Source organism: Paracoccus marcusii (genome assembly GCF_028621715.1).
Classification (GTDB): Bacteria; Pseudomonadota; Alphaproteobacteria; order Rhodobacterales; family Rhodobacteraceae; genus Paracoccus; species Paracoccus marcusii.
On sequence record NZ_CP117466.1, the window covers coordinates 1,232,351 to 1,251,505 of the forward strand.

Genomic DNA, 19,155 nt, shown 5'->3' on the forward strand with positions numbered 1-19,155 from the left:
GGCGTCATTCGCACAGCCGCCAGCCACCGTTCCGGGCCGCCATGTCCAGATGCAGGTGGTCGTCATGCGCGGCGTTCGATCCCGGTCCCAGAACGGTGGTGAACAGCAGGCATCCGGTCCCCTGCGCTGCCTTCTGAAAGCTTTCGGCGGCATCGCCGTCGCCTTGGCGCGGCTGCACCAGCACGGGATCGCCATCGTCGAAGCGAAAGCCCATCACGTCGATCGCGTTGCCATAGCCGTGTTCCGAAGGTTTCGGATCCGCCTCTCCGGTCCCCACGCGGTCGCGGCAGGAATAGGCCGGTCCGGTCTCCAGCGCGGTCAGGCGCGGCGTTTCGGGCAGAAGCCCCGCGGCAGGCTGCAGGAAATCCCGCGTCCACAAGGCCAGCGACAGCGCGGCCGCACAGCGCATCACCGGCTCGCCTGACAGGGTGACGTCTGGCAGGATGTGGCTGACCTGCAGCGGACGGGCGATGCCGCAGTCGCGGTTGTCCGGGTCGGTCACGGGGGGCTGGGGGCGGAATTGCGCGCCCATCACTGACAGCGCCAGTCGACAGGCGTCGTATTCCGCATCCGTCTCGGCCAAGGTGAACCAGACCGGCGGGGGCGGCGGGCCAAAGGGCTGCGCTGCAGGTTCGTCCGGTACCGATTCGCTGATCGCATCAGGGACCGGGTCCGGCGTTGGCGCCGGTTCCGCAGCTTCGGGCTTTTCGGGCGGGCGGTCGGCGGTCTGGGCTGTGTCAGGCTCTGCCTCAGGGGGGCGCTCCTGCGCCAGGGCGGGGACCACCGCCAGCGTCAACGCGATGATCGTCCCCGCCACGCGGATCATGGCTGCGCCTCTTCCAGAGTCGGGACGACGAACCCTTCGGGCAGCGCGCCGCTGAGGGCATCGCTGAGAGGATCAGGGGTCACGGGCGCGGCGGCATCCGGCGCGGCGGGGATGGCCGCCGGATCCGTGGCCGCAGGGGCCATCGGCGTCGGGGCAGTGGGGCTCGGGGCTGCGGCAGCCGGGGTCGTCGGGGCGACGGTGGCAGGCGCCTGAGGATCGGGCAGCGACAGCGGCTGCGCGGGGTCTGGCGTCGTGATCTGGTCGGTCGTGCCCTCGGGCAGCGCGATGTCGGCCACGGGCGGGCTGACCGCGGTGCCGCTACCGGTCACGTCGGCGATGGTGACCCCGGCATCCAGGAACTGGACCTCGGTGCCGCCGATGGTGACCATGCCGGCCAGCTCCTCGGCATCCCAGTTGGTCAGGCGCACGCAGCCCATCGACTGGTTCGCGAACAGCTGCGACGGGGTGGGCGTGCCATGGATGCCGTATGTGGGCTTGGTCAGCCCGATCCAGACGGTGCCCACCGGCCCGTTCGGCCCCGGCGGGATGACCAGCGGACTGTCGTTGCCTTCCTGGCGGAAATTGACGTTGGGATTGTAGGTATAGTTCGGGTTGATCGCCACGGTCCGCACGTTGTGCGCCCCCTGCGGCGAGGGGGTGGCGCTGCTGCCGATGGTTGCCGGGTAATCCACGACCATCTGGCCGCGGGCGTTGTATCCGGCGACGCGGCGGTTGTCCTTGTCGATGATGATCCGCGTGACCTGGCCGCGCAGGCGGGGATTCGGCGCCATCACCTGGATGGTCGCGCCGGGTACCAGGGCCACGCCGGGGTTCAGGAACTCGATGAACTTCTCGTCCATGTGGAACCGCTCGCCCAGGCGTTCGGCGACGCTGGTATGGGCCATGGCGGGCATCAGCGCCTTTTCCGCGTAATCCGTGGGGATCGACGCGGCCAGCCCGGCGGCGTCCTCGGCGGTGACGACATAGGTCTGGGTGACGGGGCGCGTCGCGAAGGACTGCAGCAGGTTCCAGACATGGGGGTCCATCACGCCGTCCTGGGGCAGGCCCGTGCGGCGTTCGAACGCCTTGATCGCGCTCTGGCTCATCCCGCCCTTGAACCCGTCGATGACGCCCGGAGAGGTCCCGGACCGGTCCAGCAGCAGCTGCACCTTGGCGGTCAGGGCCGACCGGCCCCGGGGCAGATCGCTGCCGTCATACTGCGCGGCCTCGATCTCGGCGGCGGTGAAGGGCAGGTCCGGGGTCTGGGCCGCGGCGGGCCAGGCCCAGCCCAGGGACAGGCCAAGGGCCAGCAGCAGCGGTCGGACGGGGTGGGGCGTCATGGGAAGCTCCGATGGTGAAGGCGCAACATCCGGCATCAGGCGGAAAACCGCCAGATAGCGCAGTGGTCACAATCAGGTCAATTCAAGGTTGCGTTCCGCAGTGCGGAATGGCAGCCTGCTAAGTGGAACTGGGAGGAGTTTTATCATGACCACACCGTCGTATCGCACGGCGCTGATGGCTGCCGGCCTGACCGCAGCCCTTGCCGCCCCCGCCATGTCGCAGACCACGCTGATCTATGGCGAGCCCGGTCCCAACCGCGGCGCGCGCGCCGAGGCGACGCAGTGGTTCGCCGACCAGGTGGCCGAACAGTCGGGCGGCGACCTGACGCTGGACATCACCTGGGGCGGGGCGCTCTTTTCGGAAAAGGCCGCCGTCCAGTCCCTGCGCGACGGCGTGGCCGACCTGGGCAGCGTCATCGGCGTCTATTTCCCCCAGGACATGGTGGCCTACGGCATCGCCGACCTGCCGCTGGACAACCCCGATCCGTGGGTGGGCATGAAGGCCACCGATGCGCTGATGCGCAATAACGAGCAGATCAAGGCCAACCTGGCCGCGCAGAACCTGGTCTATGTGGGCACCTATACGACCTCTGCGGTGCAGATGGGCTGCAAGGGGCCTGCGGTGACCTCGGTCGACCAGCTGGCGGGCAAGAAGGTGCGTGGCGTCGGCGCCTATGGCCAGACCTTCCGCGACCTGGGCGCGACCCTGGTCGACATGAGCGTCTACGAGGCCTATCAGGGCATGGAGAACGGCCTGCTGGACTGCACCCAGACCTATTCCTATCTGGTCGCGGCGCTGAAGTTCGACGAGGTCTTCGACAGCTACACCTTCATCGACTGGGGCCAGGTCGGCGCGCTTGGCATCGTCATGAACAAGTCGATGTTCGATTCGCTGTCCCCCGAGCAGCAGCAGGTCATCATGACCGCGGGCGAGGGGCTGGCCGACGAATTCGGCCGCATCATCGAACAGGCGAACGCCGAATCGATCAAGATTCTGGAGGATGCCGGCAAGGAGATCGTCAGCTTCTCGGACGAGGATCGCGCGCGGCTGACCGAGGCGGGCCAGCCCTACCTGGACGAATGGGTCGCACGGGCGGACGCCGCGGGCCTGGACGGACAGGCGCTGCTGGACGAATACCGCGGGCTGATCGCGCAATACACGCAGGAGCTGGAAACGCAGGGTTATCCCTGGGAGCGCGGCTGATCCCATGCGCGTGATCGAACGGACACTTCTGGACCTGGCCGTCTTGGCGCTGATCGCGCTGGGGCTGGTGATCTTTGCCAACGTGGCGATGCGCGCGTTCTGGGGAACCAGCGTGCCCGATGCGATCATCCTGGTCCGCGAACTGATGGTCGCGGCCATCCTGCTGCCCATGGCGGCGGCGACGGCGGCGCGCAGCCACGTCGCCGTCACCTTTTTGTCGGACCGCATGCCGCCGCGCCTGCGCGCGACCCTGATCGTGCTGGGCCATGTCGTTGGCCTTCTGGCGCTGATGCCGCTGATCTATGCGTCCTGGCGGGTGGCCGGTCAGGCCTTCGCCTCGGGTGAGTTCTACTATGGCGACCTGAACCTGCCGCGTTGGCCGGGCGTGGCGCTGTTCATGGCCGGGCTGCTGCTGATGTGGGTGCGGCTGGCGATGCTGCTGGTGGGTGACCTGCGGCAGCTGCGCCACGGCGACGTGATCCTGGATGCCGACGGAAACGAGGTGAACTGATGGACCCGATGACGATCGGCCTTGTCGCGATGGCGGCGGTTCTGGTGCTGCTGGCGATGCGCGTGCCCATCGCGTTCGCCCTGGCGGGCGTGGCCAGCGTCGGCACGTTCCTTGTCTATGCCACGCGCACCGGCGCGTGGATGCCGGAACGGGCGCTGAACCCCACCAGTTCGGTGGTCTTCTCGAATTTCTTCGACCTGGTCCATTCCTATGATCTGTCGATGGTGCCGCTGTTCGTGGCCCTGGGCAACATCGCGTTCTATGCCGGCATCACCACGCGCATCTATGACGCGGCGGCAGTCTGGCTGCGGCCGGTGCGGGGCGGCGTGGCCATGGCATCGGTGCTGGGATGCGGCGGGTTCTCGGCCATCTCGGGGTCGTCGATCGCCTGCGCCTCGACGATGGGACGCATCTGCGTCCCCGAGATGCTGCGCATGGGCTATGACCCCAAGCTGGCCACCGCATCGGTGGCGGTGGGCGGCACCCTGGGGTCGCTGATCCCGCCATCCGTGCTGTTCATCCTGTATGGCATCTTCACCGAGACATCGATCGCGCAACTGTTTCTGGCGGGCATCCTGCCGGGCATCCTGTCGCTGGCGGGCATGCTGCTGGTCATCGCCTGGTGGGTGAACCGCGACCCGGACGCGGCCCCCCGCGGCGAACGCGGCGATGCCAGCCGGACCGATGCGGCCATCGCGGCCTGGCCCGCGCTGCTGCTGTTCGTGGTCATCGTCGGCGGCATCTATGGCGGCATGTTCACCGCGACCGAGGCCGCGGCCGTCAGCGTCGTGCTGACCACGATCATCGGCTTTGCCCAACGCCGCCTGACGATGGGCGTGATGTGGCGCGCGGTCCGCGAAAGCCTGGTGCAGACCGCGGCGATCTTCCTGATCGCGGGCGCCGCCAAGATCTTCGTCAGCTTCGTCGCGCTGACGGGCATGGCGGGGGCGGTCGTGGGCATGGTGTCGGACGCCGAACTGTCGCTGGCCATGCTGATGCTGGTCGTCGTGGTGATCTATCTGGTGCTGGGCATGTTCCTGGACCCGATCGGGATCATGGTCCTGACGCTGCCCTTCATGGTGCCGCTGATCGAGGGTTACGGCCTGAACCTGATCTGGTTCGGCGTCATCGTCGTCAAGCTGCTGGAGATCGGGCTGATCACGCCGCCCGTGGGCCTGAACGTCTTCGTCGTCAGCAACGTCACCAAGTCGGTGGGCATCGACAAGATCTTTGCCGGCGTCACGCGGTTCCTGGCCGTGGACATGCTGGTCCTGCTGCTGCTGATCCTGTTCCCCATCCTGTCGCTGCTGATTCCGGGGTCCATGTGATGACCCCGGCCCCGGACACGCGCCCCGATTATGAGGACGACCGCAACTTTGCCACCGCGCTGGCACGCGGGCTGTCGGTGCTGCGGGCGTTCCGGACCGATGACGACGGGCTGAGCAACGCGCAGATCGCGGAACGCACCGGCCTGCCGAAATCGACCGTGTCGCGGCTGACCTACACGCTTGGCTGCCTGGGCTACCTGACGCAGCCGCAGCGCAACGACCGCTATCGTCCCGGCCCGACGCTGCTGGCGATGGGGCATGTGGCGGCGGCATCGCTGGCCTTCCTGGATTCGGCGCAGGGCATGATGCAGGCCCTGGCCGACCAGACCGGCACGCTGGTCCTGTTCGCGGTGCGCGACCGCGACAAGGTCGCCCTGATGCGCACCTGGCGGCCGCAGCGCGCGGCGTCGATCTGGCTGGAGGTGGGCCACCGCCTGCCCATCGCCGGATCGTCGTCGGGCCTGGCCCTGCTGGGCGCCACCACGCGCGAGGAATTCGCGGGCCTGCTGGCCGATCATCCCGAACCGCCGCTTGACGGCGGCACGCTGGAGGATCTGCGGCTGGAGGCGCGCGGCCAGCTGATCGCCAAGGGCTATACCGTGGTGCGCCAGGGGCTGCGCTATTCGTCCAACATCTCGGCGGTGTCGGTGCCGTTCCGGTCGGCGCGGCTGGCCGGCCCGGTGATGTTCTCCTGCGGGGCGCTGGACGACGTGCTGCCCGACGACCGCATCCATGCCCATGTCGGCCCCGTGCTGCGCGAAACGGTCGCCCGCCTGCAACGGCTGGTCGGGGCCGACGGCGTGCCCGCCTGGCCCGGCAGCCCGAATGACTGAGAGGTTTTCCCAGATGTCCGTATCCTATGCCCGCCAAGGCCGCATCGGCCTGATCACCATCGACAACCCGCCGGTCAACGCCACGGGCCATGCCGTGCGGCAGGGCCTGATGGACGCGGCGCGCGACTTTGCCGCGGACACAGGCGCAGACGCTGCCGTGATCCTGTGCGCCGGCCGCACCTGGGTCGCAGGTGCCGACATCTCGGAATTCGGCAAGCCTTCGCAGGCCCCGATCCTGCCCGACGTGATCGCCGCCATCGAGTCCCTGGACAAGCCCGTCGTCGCGGCGCTGCATGGCACCGCCCTGGGCGGGGGGCTGGAACTGGCCCTTGGGTGCCATACGCGGATCGCGGCCCCCGGCACCCGCATGGGCCTGCCCGAGGTGACCTTAGGGCTGCTGCCCGGGGCGGGCGGCACGCAACGCCTGCCGCGCCTGATCGGCACCGCCGCCGCCCTGGACATCATCACCAGCGCCCGCCAGGTTCCCGCCGCGCAGGCGCTGGACCTGGGGCTGATCGACGCGCTGTCGCAGGGCGATCTGAGCGCGGACGCGATCGCGCTGGCCGATACGCTGGCGGGCCAGCCGCCGCGCCGGACGCGCGATCTGCCCGCACCCGCCCCGGACCCGGATGCCGCGCAGGCGCTGAAGGCCACCCTGGCGCGCAAGCTGCCCGGCCAGATCGCGCAGGCGACGGCAGTGGACGTGGTGACCGACGGCCTGGCGCAGCCCTTCGACCAGGGCATGGCGATTGAGCGCGCGGGCTTTATGGCGCTGATGGACAGCCCGCAGCGCGCCGCGCTGATCCATGCCTTCTTTTCCGAACGCGCCGTGGCCCATCTGCCGCAGATCAAGGGCGTGGCACCGCGCCCCCTGGACCGGATCGGCGTGATCGGCGGCGGCACGATGGGCGCGGGCATCGCGGTGTCCTGCCTGCTGGCCGGGCTGGACGTGACCCTGATCGAACGCGACGACCAGGCGACCGCCCGCGCGCAGGCGACGGTCGGCGACCTGCTGGCGGGGGCCGTCAGCCGCGGCAAGCTGGCCGCCGCGCGCCGGGATGCGATCCTGTCCGGGGCATTCCGCACTGACACGGATTACGCGGCCCTGGGTCAGGCCGACCTGATCGTCGAGGCGGTGTTCGAATCGATGGAGGTCAAGGAACAGGTCTTTGCCGCCATCGACCGCGTGGCAAAGCCCGATGCGGTGCTGGCGACCAACACGTCCTATCTGGACGTGGACCGCATCGCCGACGCGACGCGCCGCCCGCGCGACGTGATCGGCCTGCATTTCTTCTCTCCGGCCCATGTCATGCGCCTGCTGGAGGTCGTGGTCGCGGACCGCACTGCCCCCGAGGTCGTGGCCACGGGCTTTGCCCTGGCCAAGCGCCTTGGCAAGATCGCCGTGCGCGCGGGCGTCTGCGACGGTTTCATCGGCAACCGCATCCTGTCGCATTACCGCGCGGCGGTCGATGCGATGGTGCTGGACGGTGCGTCGCCCCAGCAGGTCGACCGCGCGCTGACCGATTTCGGGTTCGCCATGGGCCCCTATGCGGTCAGCGACCTGGCGGGCCTGGACATCGGCGCGATGACCCGCCAGCGCAAGGCGGCCGACCGCCATCCGCGCGACCGTGTTCCGGTCTTTGCTGACCGCCTGTACGAACAGGGCGATCTGGGCCGCAAGACGGGGCGCGGCTATTACGTTTATGCCGACGGCAAGCCGCAGCCGAACCCGGACCTGCACGCGATCCTGGACGCGGTGCGGTCCGATCTGGGCATCACGCCCCGCGATTTCGACGACGAGGAGATCGTCGCCCGCACCATGGCCGCAATGGTGAATGAGGCTGCCCGCACGGTGGCCGATGGCACCGCGCTGCGACCGCTGGACGTCGATGTCGTGATGCTGAACGGATACGGCTTTCCGCGCTGGCGGGGCGGGCCGATGCACTGGGCCGACGCCCACGGGCTGGACCGCATCCTGGCCGACATCCGCCGCTTTGCCGAAGACGACGACCATTTCTGGCAGCCCGCGCCGCTTCTGGCTGAACTGGTGGCCGACGGCCGCGGCTTTGCCGACCTGAACCAAGGAACCTCTGCATGAAACAGCCCGTGATCGTCTCGACCGCCCGCACCGCCATCGGGCGCGCGAAACGCGGCGCCTTCAACCAGACCCACGGGGCCGTGCTGGCCGGCGCCACCGCCCGCGCCGTGGTCGAGCGTGCGGGCATCGACCCCGCGCTGATCGAGGACAGCATCTGGGGCTGCGGCTATCCCGAGGCCGCGACGGGCGGCAACATCGCCCGTCAGGCGGTGATCCGCGCGGGCCTGCCCGACAGCATCGCGGGCGCCACGGTCAACCGCTTCTGCGCGTCGGGCCTGCAGGCGCTGGCGCAGGGCGCGCAGATGGTCGCCCATGAGGGCGCGCGCGCCGTGCTGGTCGGCGGGGTCGAGAGCATCTCGATGGTCCAGCCGCCCGTGCGCCATTCGCGGGAAGGATGGATCGAGGCGAACCGCCCCGACCTCTACATGACCATGATCGAGACCGCCGATATCGTGGCGGCCCGCTATGGCGTCAGCCGCGAGGCGCAGGATGCCTATGCCGTCGAATCCCAGGCCCGCACCGCCGCGGCGCAGGCCGCCGGGATTTTCGACGACGAGATCATCCCGATGACGGTCACCATGTCCGTCACCGACAAGGCCACCGGCGAGACCGCCGACCGCGAGGTCACCATCGCCGCCGATGAAGGCAACCGTCCCGGCACCACGCTGGAGGCGCTGGCCAAGCTGGAGCCGGTGCGCGGCGCGGGTCAGTTCGTGACCGCAGGCAACGCGTCCCAGCTGTCCGACGGGGCGGCGGCGCTGCTGGTGATGGAGGCCGACCTGGCCGCATCGCTGAACCTGGAACCGCTTGGCGCCTTCCGCGGCTTTGCCGTCGCGGGCTGCGCGCCCGACGAGATGGGCATCGGCCCGGTCTTTGCCGTGCCGCGCCTGCTGGAGCGCCACGGGCTGACGGTGGACGACATCGACCTGTGGGAGCTGAACGAGGCCTTCGCCAGCCAGTGCCTGTACAGCCGCGACACGCTCGGCATCGACCCGGCGAAATACAACGTGAACGGCGGGGCCATTTCCATCGGCCATCCCTTCGGCATGACCGGCGCGCGCACCGCGGGCCATCTGCTGCGCGAAGGCCGCCGCCGGGGCGCCAAATGGGGCGTCGTGACCATGTGCGTGGGCGGTGGCCAGGGCGCCGCCGGACTTCTGGAGATCTTCTGATGGACATGAGCTTTACCCCCGAGGAAACCGCCTTCCGCGACGACATCCGCGCCTTTCTGAAGGCCGAGCTGGATCCCGCGCTGGCCCGCAAGGTGCGGCTCCATCACGACCTGACCAAGGCCGAGATGGAGGGCTGGCACGCGAAACTCCAATCGCGCGGCTGGCTGGCCGGGAACTGGCCCAAGGAGTTCGGCGGCGCGGGCTGGACCGCGATCCAGCGCCACATCTTCGAAGAGGAATCGGCACGCGCCCATGCGCCGCGCATCGTGCCCTTCGGCATCGCCATGCTGGGGCCGGTCCTGCAGAAGTTCGGGTCCAAGGAGCAGCAGGACCACTGGCTGCCGCGCATCCTGAACGGTGACGACTGGTGGTGCCAGGGCTATTCCGAACCCGGCGCCGGATCGGACCTGGCCAGCCTGCGCTGCGAGGCCGTGCGCGACGGCGACCATTATGTCGTCAACGGCCAGAAGACCTGGACCACGCTTGGCCAGCACGCCAACATGATCTTCTGCCTGGTGCGCACCAATGCGACGGGCAAGAAGCAGGAGGGCATCAGCTTCCTGCTCATTGACATGGAGACGCCGGGCGTCACCGTGCGCCCCATCGTCCTGCTGGACGGCACGGCCGAGGTGAACGAGGTCTGGTTCGACAATGTCCGCGTGCCCGCCGCCAATCTGGTCGGCGAGGAGAACCAGGGCTGGACATATGCAAAATACCTGCTGACGCATGAGCGCACGAACATCGCGGGCGTGGGCTTTGCCACCGCCGCGCTGGACAATCTGAAACGTGTGGCCAAGGCACAGCGCCATCGCGGCCAGCCGCTGTCCGACGATCCGCTGTTCGCCGCCGAGATGGCGGGGGTCGAGATCGAGCTGATGGCCATGTCCACCACCAACCTGCGAATGCTGTCGGCCGCAGCCCAAGGCCAGGCGCCCGGCATCGAGAGCAGCATGCTCAAGATCAAGGGCACCCAGATCCGCCAGCGGCTGGATGCGCTGACGCGGCGCGCCTATGGCGGGCAGGCGATGGCCCTGACGCTGGAGGGCAACGAAGGCCCCGAGGGCGCCGACGAGGCCCTGGCCGCCAGCGCCACCTGGCTGAACAACCGCAAGCTGTCGATCTATGGCGGCTCGAACGAGGTCCAGCGCAGCATCATTTCCGGCGCGCTGGCGAAAGGATAAGCCCATGGACTTTCAGCTTTCCGACGACCACCGCATGCTGCAGGACAGCCTGCGCGGCATCCTGGCCCGCCATTCCGGCGAGGCGCTGATGCCCGCGCTGCTGGAGGCCGGCGTCCCCCAGGCCCTGCTGACCGAGGCCGAGGGCGGTTTCGACGGATCGGGCGCCGCCGTGGCGCTGATCTTCGAGGCACTGGGCCGGGCGGGCGCGTCCCTGCCGCTGATCGGCACGATGATCGGGGCAGCGGCCCTGGCGCAGGCGGGTCAGCCTGCTGACGACGGGGCCACCATCGCCTTTGCCGATGCCGAACCCGGCACGCGTTACGACCGCGGCGTGGCGATCAGCGTCGATGGCGACCGCCTGACCGGGCGCAAGACCATGGTGGCGGGGGCCGAGGGGGCGGCGGCAATCATCGTCACCACTGCCGATGCGCTGTGGTTGGTCGCGCCCGACGCGGCGGGGCTGACCGTCCGCCCCTATCCGCTGATGGACGATCAGCGCGGCGCGGACCTGATCTTTGAGGCCACCCCCGCCACGCGGCTTGGGGCCTTGGCCGATTTCGACACGGTGCTGGCGCGCGGCGTCCTGGCCCATGCGGCCTATGCCTTGGGCACGCTGAGCGCGGCGGTCGATCTGACGCTGGACTATCTGCGCACCCGCAAGCAGTTCGGCCAGCCGCTGATCGCGTTCCAAGCCTTGGCGCATCGCGCCGCCGACCTGTCGGTCGAGGTCGAACAGGCGCGGTCCGCCGTCACCAATTTCGCGGGCCATCTGGATGCGGATGCACCCCTGCGCGACCGGCATCTGCAGGCCTGCAAGGTCACCTTGGGTCGGGTCGCGCGGCTGGTGGCCGAGGAATCGGTGCAGCTGCATGGCGGCATCGGGATGACCGAGGAATATGCGCTCGGCGGCATGATCCGCCGCCTGCTGGCCGCCGACACAGCCATGGGCGACGCGGATTTCCACCTGGAGCGCTTCGCGCGCGGCGAGCCTGCCTTCGCATGACCCTGATCCACGGGGAAACCGGCACCCAGTCCCTGATCGGCTATGTCCTGGACGTGGGCGACAGGGCGGGGGCGGTCTGCTGGCTGGATCTGGACGACCGCCATCTGAACCGTCAGGGCATCCTGCATGGCGGGCTGGCCGCGACCCTTCTGGACAGCGCGATGGGGGCCACGGGCAGCCTGACGGTCGATGCCACGGGCCGCCATCCCTTCACCACGCTGTCGCTGACGGTGAATTATCTGGCCCCGGGCCATCCGGGGCGCGTGACCGCCACGGGCCGCGTGACGGGCGGCGGGCGCGCCACCCTGTTCATCGAGGGCGCCTTGCGGCATGAGGACGGCACGCTGATCGCCACCGCGACCGGCGTCTTCCGCAAGACAAGGGCCGCCCCATGACCGACCTCACCAATCCGCATTGCGAAATCAGCGACCTGGGCGACCGCCTGGTGGTCGAGAACCGCAACGCCGCCCGCCGCAACGCGCTGACGCCCGATTTCTACAAGGGCCTGCACCACGCGCTGGAACTGGCGACCGACAACCCCCGCATCGGCGCCGTGCTGATCATGGGCGAGGGCGACTTCTTCTGCGCGGGCGGCGATCTGACCATGCTGATCAAGGCACAGGAGATGTCCGAGGATCAGCGCCGCGCCCGCATCGACGCGCTGAACGACCTGATGCGCGCGGTCGTGGCCTGCCCCCGCCCGGTCATCGCCGTGGTCGAGGGGGGCGCCGCCGGCGCGGGCCTGTCGCTGGCTTTGGCCTGCGACATGATCGTGTCGGCCCGCGATGCGCGTTTCACGGCGGCCTATGTGAATGCCGGGCTTGTGCCCGATGGCGGGCTGACCGCGGCGCTGACCGCCTGCCTGCCGCCGCAGATGGCCGCATCCATGGCCCTGACCGGCCAACCCGTGGGCGCCGAACGCCTGCACGCTCTGGGCGTCATCCAGGAACTGACCGAGCCCGGAGAGGCCATCATGGCCGCCATGGCCCTGGCCGACCGCCTGGCCGCAGGCCCGGCCGAGGCGCAGGCCGCGATCAAGCATCTGCTGACCGGCGCCCGCGCCACCCTGCTGGAGGCGCAGCTGAGTGCCGAACGCGACGCGATGGCCACGGCCCTTGCCTCGCGCGAGGCGGCCGAGGGCATCACCGCCTTCCTGGCCAAGCGCCCCCCCGATTTCCGCCGCCTTCGCGAGGATTCATGACCCGTATCCACCAGCTGTTCGACGCCGCCCGCGCGGCCCATCCCAACCGTCCGGCCCTGACCGACGGGACAGGACGCACCCTGACCTATGCCGCGCTGGACGATCTGGTCCGGCGGACGCAGGCGGATCTGGCGGCGATGGGCCTGCGCCCCGGCGACCGGCTGCTGGTGGTGGCCGAGAACGCGGCCCCGGTGCCGGTCCTGCTGCTGGCCGCCAGCCGCATGGACGCGGTGCTGGTGCCCGTGAACGCGCGCATGACCGCGCCGGAGCTGGCCAAGATCGCGGCCCATACCGAACCGCGCCTGACCTTGTTCCTGTCCGATGTCAGCGAACCCGCGCGTGTCCATTCGGGCGATGCGCGCGCCGTCACGCTGGCCGGGGCGGCGCTGCATGTCGCGGGACCCTTCGACGCCGTGCCGGAGCAGGTCGAGCCGCAGGACGCGATGACGGCGGTGATCCTCTACACCACCGGCACGACGGGCACGCCCAAGGGGGTGATGCTGACCCACGGGAACCTGATCTTTGGCGGGGAAAGCTCGGCCCGGTTGCGGGGGATGCAGGCGGATGATGTCATCTGGGGCGTTCTGCCGCTGACGCATGTCTTCGGGCTGACCTCGATGCTGGCCGCGGGCCTGGCCACGGGTGCGCATATCCGGCTGGAGCCGCGCTTTTCGGCCGCGCAGACGCTGGCTGCGCTGCAGGCAGACGTGACCGTCCTGCCCGCCGTGCCGCAGATGCACGCGGCCATCATGGCCGAGGCGCGAGCCCAAGGGCTGGAGCGTCTGGCCCGGCCCCTGCGCTATGTCAGCAGCGGCGCGGCGCCCCTGGACCCCGACTGGAAGCGGCGGGCCGAGACGTTCTATGGCATCGCGCTGCAGAACGGCTACGGCATGACCGAGACCACGGCGGGGGTGACCGTCACGAACAACGCCATCGGCGACCCGGACCCGTCGGCGGGCCACCCGCTGCCGGGGGTGGAGATCGCGCTGGACGAGACGATCGGCCGCGAACCCGGCACCGGAGAGGTGCTGACCCGCGGTCCGCACATCATGCGCGGCTATTTCCGCAATGCGGAGGGAACGGCGCAGGTGCTGCGGGACGGCTGGATGCGCACCGGCGATCTGGGCCGGATCGACGCGCAGGGGCGGCTGCACATCGTGGGCCGTTGCAAGGAGCTGATCATCCGCGGCGGCTTCAACGTCTATCCCCCCGAGGTCGAGGCCGCTCTGAACGATCATCCGGCCGTCCTGCAGACCGCCGTGATCGGCCGCGCGCGCGAGGGGGGCGACGAGGATATCCTGGCCTTCTGTCAGCTGATTTCGCCGGATGCGGTGACGGCCGATGCGCTGGCGGCCCATGCGGCGGCGCGGCTGTCGGCCTACAAGCGGCCCACGCGGATCATCCTGACGGGCGCGCTGCCCGCGGCGGCGACGGGCAAGGTGCTCAAGCACCGCCTTGTCGCGCATTTCGCGGACCTGTTGGGTCTTTAGTCGTCCAGCACCAGGCGGTGCATCGGCGGATAGAACTGGCGGGCAAACGACACAGGCAGCGAATCCAGCGTGTTGACCCTCTCGATCGTCATCACCGGCGTGCCCGGATCGATGGTCAGGTTCACCGCGCAGGACCCGCTGGCCCCTTCGGCCAGGATCGAAAAGCGACTTTGCGTGACGGGCAGGCTGCGGGCCAGCCATTCCTGCGGCGGTTCATGTGCGAACAGATGAAAATCGGGCAGGGCCAGCGCGCGGGGGTTCAGCCAGATCGCCTCGCAGCAATGCGGGCGGTCGTCGGCCAGATAGCGCGACTTGACCAGCAGCATCATGTCGTCGGCATCGACCTGCAGCGCCTGCATGGCGGCGGGGCTGGGGTTGCAGGGCAGGCATTCGGTCATCTGATAGGCATAGCGCGCGCCAAGCGACTCGATCTCGTCGCGCAGGACCGGCAGCGACAGGGTCGTTCGGCGGGACGTGGTGGCGGTCACGCGGGTGCCCACCTTGCGGCGGCGCTGGATGATGCCGCTGTCGGCCAGCTCACGCAGCGCACGGTTCACCGTGGCGCGCGCGCAGCCCATCTCGATCGACAGCATCTGTTCGGTGGGGATCAGGCTGCCCGGCGGCCATTCGCCCGATCTGATCCGGCCCAGCACATCCGCGCGGATCGCCTGCCATGTGTTGAGTCGCCGCCGTTCGGCGTCGACGCCGGAAGAGCGGATCGTAACGGACGAACCTTGGGACAACTTGGCCATTTTGAAGAACTCGTGACATATACCTGTCCCGATTTGATAAATGATACGCACAAGAATGGAAGCTGTCCAATTCGCCATGCGACATCCCGGCTGGCCGCGGGCCGGGGAAAAACCCCGGGCGGACGGGCGCACGGCGCTTTCCTTTCGCAGGATGTCTGATAAATGCAGATCGTGCAAGCATGATGGCGGATTTTCGATGCGCTCGACCACCCATCCCTCGGTGACACCCGGACCCGCGACGCTGACATCCTGGGGCGTGCTGATGGCGATCAGCCTTTGCCACATGATCAACGACGTGATGCAGTCGATGCTGGCGGCCATCTATCCGCTGCTGCAGGTCGAATTCGACCTGTCCTATGCCCAGATCGGCGTGATGACTTTGGCCTTCCAGGTCACCGCGTCGCTGCTGCAGCCGCTGATCGGGATGGCCACCGACCGCCACCCGCAGCCGCGGTCGCTGCCCTTCGGCATGGCCTCGACGCTGTGCGGCGTGCTGATGCTGGGCATGGCCGAGGGCTATGCCTGGCTTTTGTCGGGGGCGATGCTGATCGGCATCGGATCGGCCGTGTTCCATCCCGAAAGCTCGCGCGTGGCGCGGATCGCGTCGGGGGGGCGGTTCGGCACCGCGCAGTCGCTGTTCCAGTTGGGCGGCAATGGCGGGCAGGCGCTGGGGCCGCTGCTGGCCGCCTTCATCGTGGTGCCGCTGGGCCGTCCGGCCGTGGCCTGGTTCGCGGTCGCGGCCGCCCTGGGTGCCGCGATCCTGTGGCAGGTCGGCAGCTGGGCCGAGGATCGGCGCCGCGCCAGCACCGCCACCCCCGACCGTACGCTGCGCCTGCCGCGCGCCACGGTGATCCGCGCCATCGCGGTGCTGGCGGTGCTGGTCTTCACCAAGAACATCTACAGCGCCTCGATGAGCAGCTATTTCACCTTCTTCACGATCGACAAGTTCGGCCTGTCGACCCAAGGCGCGCAGATCATGCTGTTCCTGTTCCTGGCGGGCATGGCGGCGGGCGTCATGCTGGGCGGGGTGATCGGCGACAGGGTCGGGCCGCTGACGGTCATCTGGGTGTCGATCCTGGGCGCGCTGCCATTGACGCTGGCGCTGCCGCATGTGGGGCTGGTGCCGACGGGCGTGCTGGCCGTGCTGATCGGGCTGGTGCTGGCATCGGCCTTTCCGGCCATCGTGGTCTTTGCGCAAGAGCTGGTGCCGGGCCGCACCGGCATGATCGCGGGGCTGTTCTTCGGCTTCTCGTTCGGCATGGGCGGGATCTCGGCCGCGGCGCTTGGGGTGCTGGCGGATGCGCAGGGGATCCGGTCGGTCTTCCTGCTGTGTTCGGTCCTGCCGGTGCTGGGGTTGCTGACGATCCTGCTGCCGCGCCGCAGCCTGGGCTGAGATGGGCCACCCGGTCGTCATTCATGTCGGCCCCGACGGCCCCATCGATGCGGCGCTGGCGCGGATGTTTCAGGCCAACGGCCATCGCGCGGTCTGCCATGACGGCGGGCGCCTGGCTGCGGACATCGTCTATGCGATGGGGCAGGGGACGCAGCCCCTGCGCGGCTGGCCCAACGCGCGGCTGATCACGGGGCTGTACCGCGACCGGCCCCATTGGCGCCCGGCATTGCAGGCCTGGCGCTGCGTCGCCTTTCTGCGCGACCGTCTGCCCGACGCGCTGTTCCTGCTGACCATCCCGCCCCGCCATCGCTGGCCCGAAGGGATGCAGGCGCATCTGGACGCGACGCGCGCCCTGTTCGCGGACGACACGCGGCTGATCACGCTGGACCTGACCGACAGCACCCCCGCGGACCTGGCCGCACGGTTGCGGCCGTTGCTGGCGCTGGACCGGGGGCTGCCCGACCACTGGCCCGACCGCTGGCCCGTCCCGGACCCCGTCGTGGACCCGCCGCCGATGCCCAAGGCACCGCCGGGCTGGGCGCAGGATGTCGCGCGCTTCTGTCTTGCGGGCCTGAACCCCGGTGCGGCAGGCGGCGCGCAGGGGCTGTCAGGATTTGCCTGCCGATGGGACGGCACCCTGTCGGGCAGCGGCGCGGTGACCGACGCGGCGGGTGCGCCGCGGCAGTTCACCCTTTTGACGCCCCCCGGCCACCGACCTCTGGCCCTGGCGCGCGAGGGGCGTCCCTTCAAGCTGATCCGGGCCGAGGGGGTGATCAACGACATCCTGGCGCTGGACCGCCGCGATCCGGTCTGGATCGACATGGAGGACAGTCGCTGGTTCGGCAGCCCCGAGGGCGCACCCCTGGATCGTCCGGTCCTGTGCCACAACCGCCGGGCGGGGGCGGTGAACGCGGTCCTGTGGCCCCTGCCGGACCAGCACGCGATCGGCCTGCCGGGGTTCGATCCCGCCACGCCCGACGACGACATCCCCTGGGACGACAAGCAGGACCGGCTGGTGTGGCGCGGCATGATCTCGGGGTCGGAAATGCGCGAGGGGGTGAAGCCCGGTCCCGCCAGCCATGTCTGGCTGCAGCGGTTGGCCCAAGCCGCCACCCCCGCGGATCGCGAGGCCGCATGGCAGGGCCTGTGCCGCACCAATCGCATGGCATTTGTCCGCCGGTTTCACGATCATCCCGATTTCGATGTGGGCATCGTCATGGCGCACGGTTTCCGCCAGCACGCCGACGACCCGCTGATCGCGCCCTATTGCCGCCCGCGCATGGGGCCGCGCGACTTTCGGGCCTATCGCTATCAGCTGTGCCTGTCGGGGTATGACCACGGGTCGAACTTCATCTCGGGGCTGGATCAGAACGGCGTGCTGCTGGCCGAGGATGACGGCTGGCAGGTGTTCTATTCGGGGCGCTTCCGGCCTTGGGAGCATTTCATCCCCGTCGCGCGCCACCTGACCGACCTTGAGGACAAGCTGGCCTGGGCCCGCGCCCATCCCGACGCCTGCCGCGCCATGTCGCGTGCCGCGCGCGCCGAGGCCGCGCATCTGCGCGACCCCGCCGCACGGGCGGACATGATGCGTCTGATCCTCGACGGGCTGGCTGCGGCGCGCTAGAACACCGCCATGAGCACGATCCGCATCGAACCCCTGACCGCCGCCGCCTTCGCCCCCTTCGGCGAGGTGCTGACCCCGCGCGCCACGCCCGACCGCATGATCAATGCGGGCCGCTGCGAACGCCACCATGCCCTGGCCACCGTCGAACGCGGCGGCGGAGAGGCGATCATTTCCCTTTTTCGCAGCCAGGCCGTCAGCCTGCCCTATGACTGCACGCTGCTGGAACGTCACCCGCTTGGGTCGCAGGCGTTCATGCCGCTTGGCGACCGGCCGTGGCTGTCGGTGGTCGCGCCCGATGACGACGGCCGACCCGGCGCCCTGCGGGCGTTCCTGGTCCCGGCGCATACCGGCGTGAACCTGCATGCGGGAACCTGGCACGGCGTGCTGACGCCCTTGGACCAGCCGGCCGATTTCCTGGTCGTGGACCGCGAGGGGACCGGCACGAACCTAGAGGAAGTGACCATCCCCGCGGTGCGGATCACCGCATGACCCCCGATTACAGCGTCGAGACCCTGGCCATGGCCGGGGGCGCGCGTCGCGTGGCCGGCGTGGACGAGGCCGGGCGTGGGCCGCTGGCCGGCCCCGTCACCGCGGCGGCCGTGGTATTGGACCCGCAGAACATCCCTGACGGCCTGAACGACAGCAAGAAGCTGACCGCCGCGCGGCGCGACGCGCTGGCCGCTTGGATCATGGCGCATTGCGACTGGTCCGTGGCCCATGTCGATCCGGTCGAGATCGACGCCCTGAACATCCTGCGCGCCAGCCATGTCGCGATGTGCCGCGCCCTGGCCGGGCTGCGCCAGCCGCCCTGCCACGTGCTGATCGACGGCAACATGCTGCCCCGCGATCTGACCCTGCCCGCGCAGGCGGTGGTCAAGGGCGATGCGCGCTGCCTGTCGATCGCCGCGGCCTCGATCGTGGCCAAGGTGTTGCGCGACCGCATCATGGTGGATTTGGCGCAACAGCACCCCGGATATGGCTGGGACGTGAATGCCGGATACCCCACGCCGGGCCACAAACGCGCCCTGCTACATCTGGGGATAACCCCACATCATAGGCGGTCGTTCAGGCCGGTCCACAACATCTTGTGTAAAGACCCTTTGGTAAGTGACTGATTCGAAAAAGAAATTGACGGCGATTCGCATCTGAATCATCTTTGGGGACATACCAGACCGGCAAAAGCCGGCATTTCCCGAAGG

General features: G+C 69.4%; 18 protein-coding genes. 15 read left to right on the forward strand and 3 right to left on the reverse strand.

The features are described 5' to 3' along the window. Positions 1-4: 4 nt before the first annotated feature. Positions 5-826 carry an extensin-like domain-containing protein gene (locus tag PRL19_RS06030; protein WP_273744220.1) on the reverse strand — a complete coding sequence of 274 codons (822 nt, stop codon included), beginning with the start codon at positions 824-826 and terminating at the stop codon, positions 5-7. Next, positions 823-2,166: a L,D-transpeptidase family protein gene (locus PRL19_RS06035; RefSeq protein ID WP_273744221.1), complete on the reverse strand. Its 1,344-nt coding sequence runs from the start codon at positions 2,164-2,166 to the stop codon at positions 823-825. Before PRL19_RS06035 ends, PRL19_RS06030 begins: the two co-directional genes overlap by 4 nt. Before the next feature lie 145 nt (positions 2,167-2,311). Here PRL19_RS06035 and PRL19_RS06040 point away from each other — a divergent pair, with 145 nt between their 5' ends. From PRL19_RS06040 to PRL19_RS06090, 11 genes are read left to right on the forward strand one after another with little or no spacing between them, the layout of a single operon-like run. Next, positions 2,312-3,370 carry a C4-dicarboxylate TRAP transporter substrate-binding protein gene (locus PRL19_RS06040; RefSeq protein WP_046000728.1) on the forward strand — a complete coding sequence of 353 codons (1,059 nt, stop codon included), beginning with the start codon at positions 2,312-2,314 and terminating at the stop codon, positions 3,368-3,370. 4 nt (positions 3,371-3,374) lie between these two features. Beyond that, on the forward strand, positions 3,375-3,881 hold the full coding sequence (locus tag PRL19_RS06045; RefSeq protein ID WP_045980970.1) for a TRAP transporter small permease: 507 nt from the start codon (positions 3,375-3,377) through the stop codon (positions 3,879-3,881). Then, positions 3,881-5,209 carry a TRAP transporter large permease gene (locus tag PRL19_RS06050; RefSeq protein WP_045980969.1) on the forward strand — a complete coding sequence of 443 codons (1,329 nt, stop codon included), beginning with the start codon at positions 3,881-3,883 and terminating at the stop codon, positions 5,207-5,209. Before PRL19_RS06045 ends, PRL19_RS06050 begins: the two co-directional genes overlap by 1 nt. Next, a complete protein-coding gene (locus PRL19_RS06055) occupies positions 5,209-6,042 on the forward strand; it encodes an IclR family transcriptional regulator (protein WP_045980968.1) in 834 nt (277 codons plus the stop codon). Before PRL19_RS06050 ends, PRL19_RS06055 begins: the two co-directional genes overlap by 1 nt. Before the next feature lie 13 nt (positions 6,043-6,055). Further along, positions 6,056-8,140: a 3-hydroxyacyl-CoA dehydrogenase NAD-binding domain-containing protein gene (locus PRL19_RS06060; RefSeq protein WP_273744223.1), complete on the forward strand. Its 2,085-nt coding sequence runs from the start codon at positions 6,056-6,058 to the stop codon at positions 8,138-8,140. After that, the gene (locus tag PRL19_RS06065; protein WP_273744224.1) at positions 8,137-9,312 is read left to right on the forward strand and encodes an acetyl-CoA C-acyltransferase; all 1,176 of its coding nucleotides are present in this window, start codon (positions 8,137-8,139) and stop codon (positions 9,310-9,312) included. Before PRL19_RS06060 ends, PRL19_RS06065 begins: the two co-directional genes overlap by 4 nt. After that, positions 9,312-10,493 carry an acyl-CoA dehydrogenase family protein gene (locus PRL19_RS06070; RefSeq protein WP_273744225.1) on the forward strand — a complete coding sequence of 394 codons (1,182 nt, stop codon included), beginning with the start codon at positions 9,312-9,314 and terminating at the stop codon, positions 10,491-10,493. Before PRL19_RS06065 ends, PRL19_RS06070 begins: the two co-directional genes overlap by 1 nt. Before the next feature lie 4 nt (positions 10,494-10,497). Then, on the forward strand, positions 10,498-11,496 hold the full coding sequence (locus PRL19_RS06075; protein ID WP_273744226.1) for an acyl-CoA dehydrogenase family protein: 999 nt from the start codon (positions 10,498-10,500) through the stop codon (positions 11,494-11,496). Beyond that, positions 11,493-11,891 carry a PaaI family thioesterase gene (locus tag PRL19_RS06080; RefSeq protein WP_273744227.1) on the forward strand — a complete coding sequence of 133 codons (399 nt, stop codon included), beginning with the start codon at positions 11,493-11,495 and terminating at the stop codon, positions 11,889-11,891. Before PRL19_RS06075 ends, PRL19_RS06080 begins: the two co-directional genes overlap by 4 nt. After that, positions 11,888-12,697: an oxepin-CoA hydrolase, alternative type gene (locus PRL19_RS06085; RefSeq protein ID WP_273744228.1), complete on the forward strand. Its 810-nt coding sequence runs from the start codon at positions 11,888-11,890 to the stop codon at positions 12,695-12,697. Before PRL19_RS06080 ends, PRL19_RS06085 begins: the two co-directional genes overlap by 4 nt. Beyond that, positions 12,694-14,187 (forward strand): class I adenylate-forming enzyme family protein, encoded by a 1,494-nt coding sequence (locus tag PRL19_RS06090; protein ID WP_273744229.1) that lies wholly within the window; start codon positions 12,694-12,696, stop codon positions 14,185-14,187. Before PRL19_RS06085 ends, PRL19_RS06090 begins: the two co-directional genes overlap by 4 nt. Here PRL19_RS06090 and PRL19_RS06095 read toward each other — a convergent pair. Then, positions 14,184-14,930 carry a GntR family transcriptional regulator gene (locus PRL19_RS06095; protein WP_273744230.1) on the reverse strand — a complete coding sequence of 249 codons (747 nt, stop codon included), beginning with the start codon at positions 14,928-14,930 and terminating at the stop codon, positions 14,184-14,186. The two genes, PRL19_RS06090 and PRL19_RS06095, sit on opposite strands and share 4 nt — an antisense overlap. A gap of 205 nt (positions 14,931-15,135) precedes the next feature. On the opposite strand from PRL19_RS06095, the gene PRL19_RS06100 reads away from it, so the two are divergent. From PRL19_RS06100 to PRL19_RS06115, 4 genes are read left to right on the forward strand one after another with little or no spacing between them, the layout of a single operon-like run. Then, a complete protein-coding gene (locus PRL19_RS06100) occupies positions 15,136-16,332 on the forward strand; it encodes an MFS transporter (RefSeq protein ID WP_127897732.1) in 1,197 nt (398 codons plus the stop codon). A gap of 1 nt (position 16,333) precedes the next feature. Further along, entirely contained in the window at positions 16,334-17,956 is a 1,623-nt protein-coding gene (locus tag PRL19_RS06105) for a glycosyl transferase family 90 (RefSeq protein WP_273744231.1), read from the forward strand. 9 nt (positions 17,957-17,965) lie between these two features. Continuing rightward, positions 17,966-18,445, forward strand: coding sequence for an ureidoglycolate lyase (locus tag PRL19_RS06110; RefSeq protein WP_127897734.1), 480 nt, complete (start codon positions 17,966-17,968; stop codon positions 18,443-18,445). Continuing rightward, positions 18,442-19,071 carry a ribonuclease HII gene (locus PRL19_RS06115; protein ID WP_273744232.1) on the forward strand — a complete coding sequence of 210 codons (630 nt, stop codon included), beginning with the start codon at positions 18,442-18,444 and terminating at the stop codon, positions 19,069-19,071. Before PRL19_RS06110 ends, PRL19_RS06115 begins: the two co-directional genes overlap by 4 nt. Positions 19,072-19,155 lie beyond the last annotated feature (84 nt).

Excerpts from the sequence above, each read along its gene's own strand:
- PRL19_RS06030 (WP_273744220.1), bottom strand. The coding sequence starts at position 826 with ATGATCCGCGTGGCGGGGACGATCATCGCGTTGACGCTGGCGGTGGTC.
- PRL19_RS06035 (WP_273744221.1), bottom strand. The coding sequence starts at position 2,166 with ATGACGCCCCACCCCGTCCGACCGCTGCTGCTGGCCCTTGGCCTGTCC.
- PRL19_RS06040 (WP_046000728.1), top strand. The coding sequence starts at position 2,312 with ATGACCACACCGTCGTATCGCACGGCGCTGATGGCTGCCGGCCTGACC.
- PRL19_RS06045 (WP_045980970.1), top strand. The coding sequence starts at position 3,375 with ATGCGCGTGATCGAACGGACACTTCTGGACCTGGCCGTCTTGGCGCTG.
- PRL19_RS06050 (WP_045980969.1), top strand. The coding sequence starts at position 3,881 with ATGGACCCGATGACGATCGGCCTTGTCGCGATGGCGGCGGTTCTGGTG.
- PRL19_RS06055 (WP_045980968.1), top strand. The coding sequence starts at position 5,209 with ATGACCCCGGCCCCGGACACGCGCCCCGATTATGAGGACGACCGCAAC.
- PRL19_RS06060 (WP_273744223.1), top strand. The coding sequence starts at position 6,056 with ATGTCCGTATCCTATGCCCGCCAAGGCCGCATCGGCCTGATCACCATC.
- PRL19_RS06065 (WP_273744224.1), top strand. The coding sequence starts at position 8,137 with ATGAAACAGCCCGTGATCGTCTCGACCGCCCGCACCGCCATCGGGCGC.
- PRL19_RS06070 (WP_273744225.1), top strand. The coding sequence starts at position 9,312 with ATGGACATGAGCTTTACCCCCGAGGAAACCGCCTTCCGCGACGACATC.
- PRL19_RS06075 (WP_273744226.1), top strand. The coding sequence starts at position 10,498 with ATGGACTTTCAGCTTTCCGACGACCACCGCATGCTGCAGGACAGCCTG.
- PRL19_RS06080 (WP_273744227.1), top strand. The coding sequence starts at position 11,493 with ATGACCCTGATCCACGGGGAAACCGGCACCCAGTCCCTGATCGGCTAT.
- PRL19_RS06085 (WP_273744228.1), top strand. The coding sequence starts at position 11,888 with ATGACCGACCTCACCAATCCGCATTGCGAAATCAGCGACCTGGGCGAC.
- PRL19_RS06090 (WP_273744229.1), top strand. The coding sequence starts at position 12,694 with ATGACCCGTATCCACCAGCTGTTCGACGCCGCCCGCGCGGCCCATCCC.
- PRL19_RS06100 (WP_127897732.1), top strand. The coding sequence starts at position 15,136 with ATGCGCTCGACCACCCATCCCTCGGTGACACCCGGACCCGCGACGCTG.
- PRL19_RS06105 (WP_273744231.1), top strand. The coding sequence starts at position 16,334 with ATGGGCCACCCGGTCGTCATTCATGTCGGCCCCGACGGCCCCATCGAT.
- PRL19_RS06110 (WP_127897734.1), top strand. The coding sequence starts at position 17,966 with ATGAGCACGATCCGCATCGAACCCCTGACCGCCGCCGCCTTCGCCCCC.
- PRL19_RS06115 (WP_273744232.1), top strand. The coding sequence starts at position 18,442 with ATGACCCCCGATTACAGCGTCGAGACCCTGGCCATGGCCGGGGGCGCG.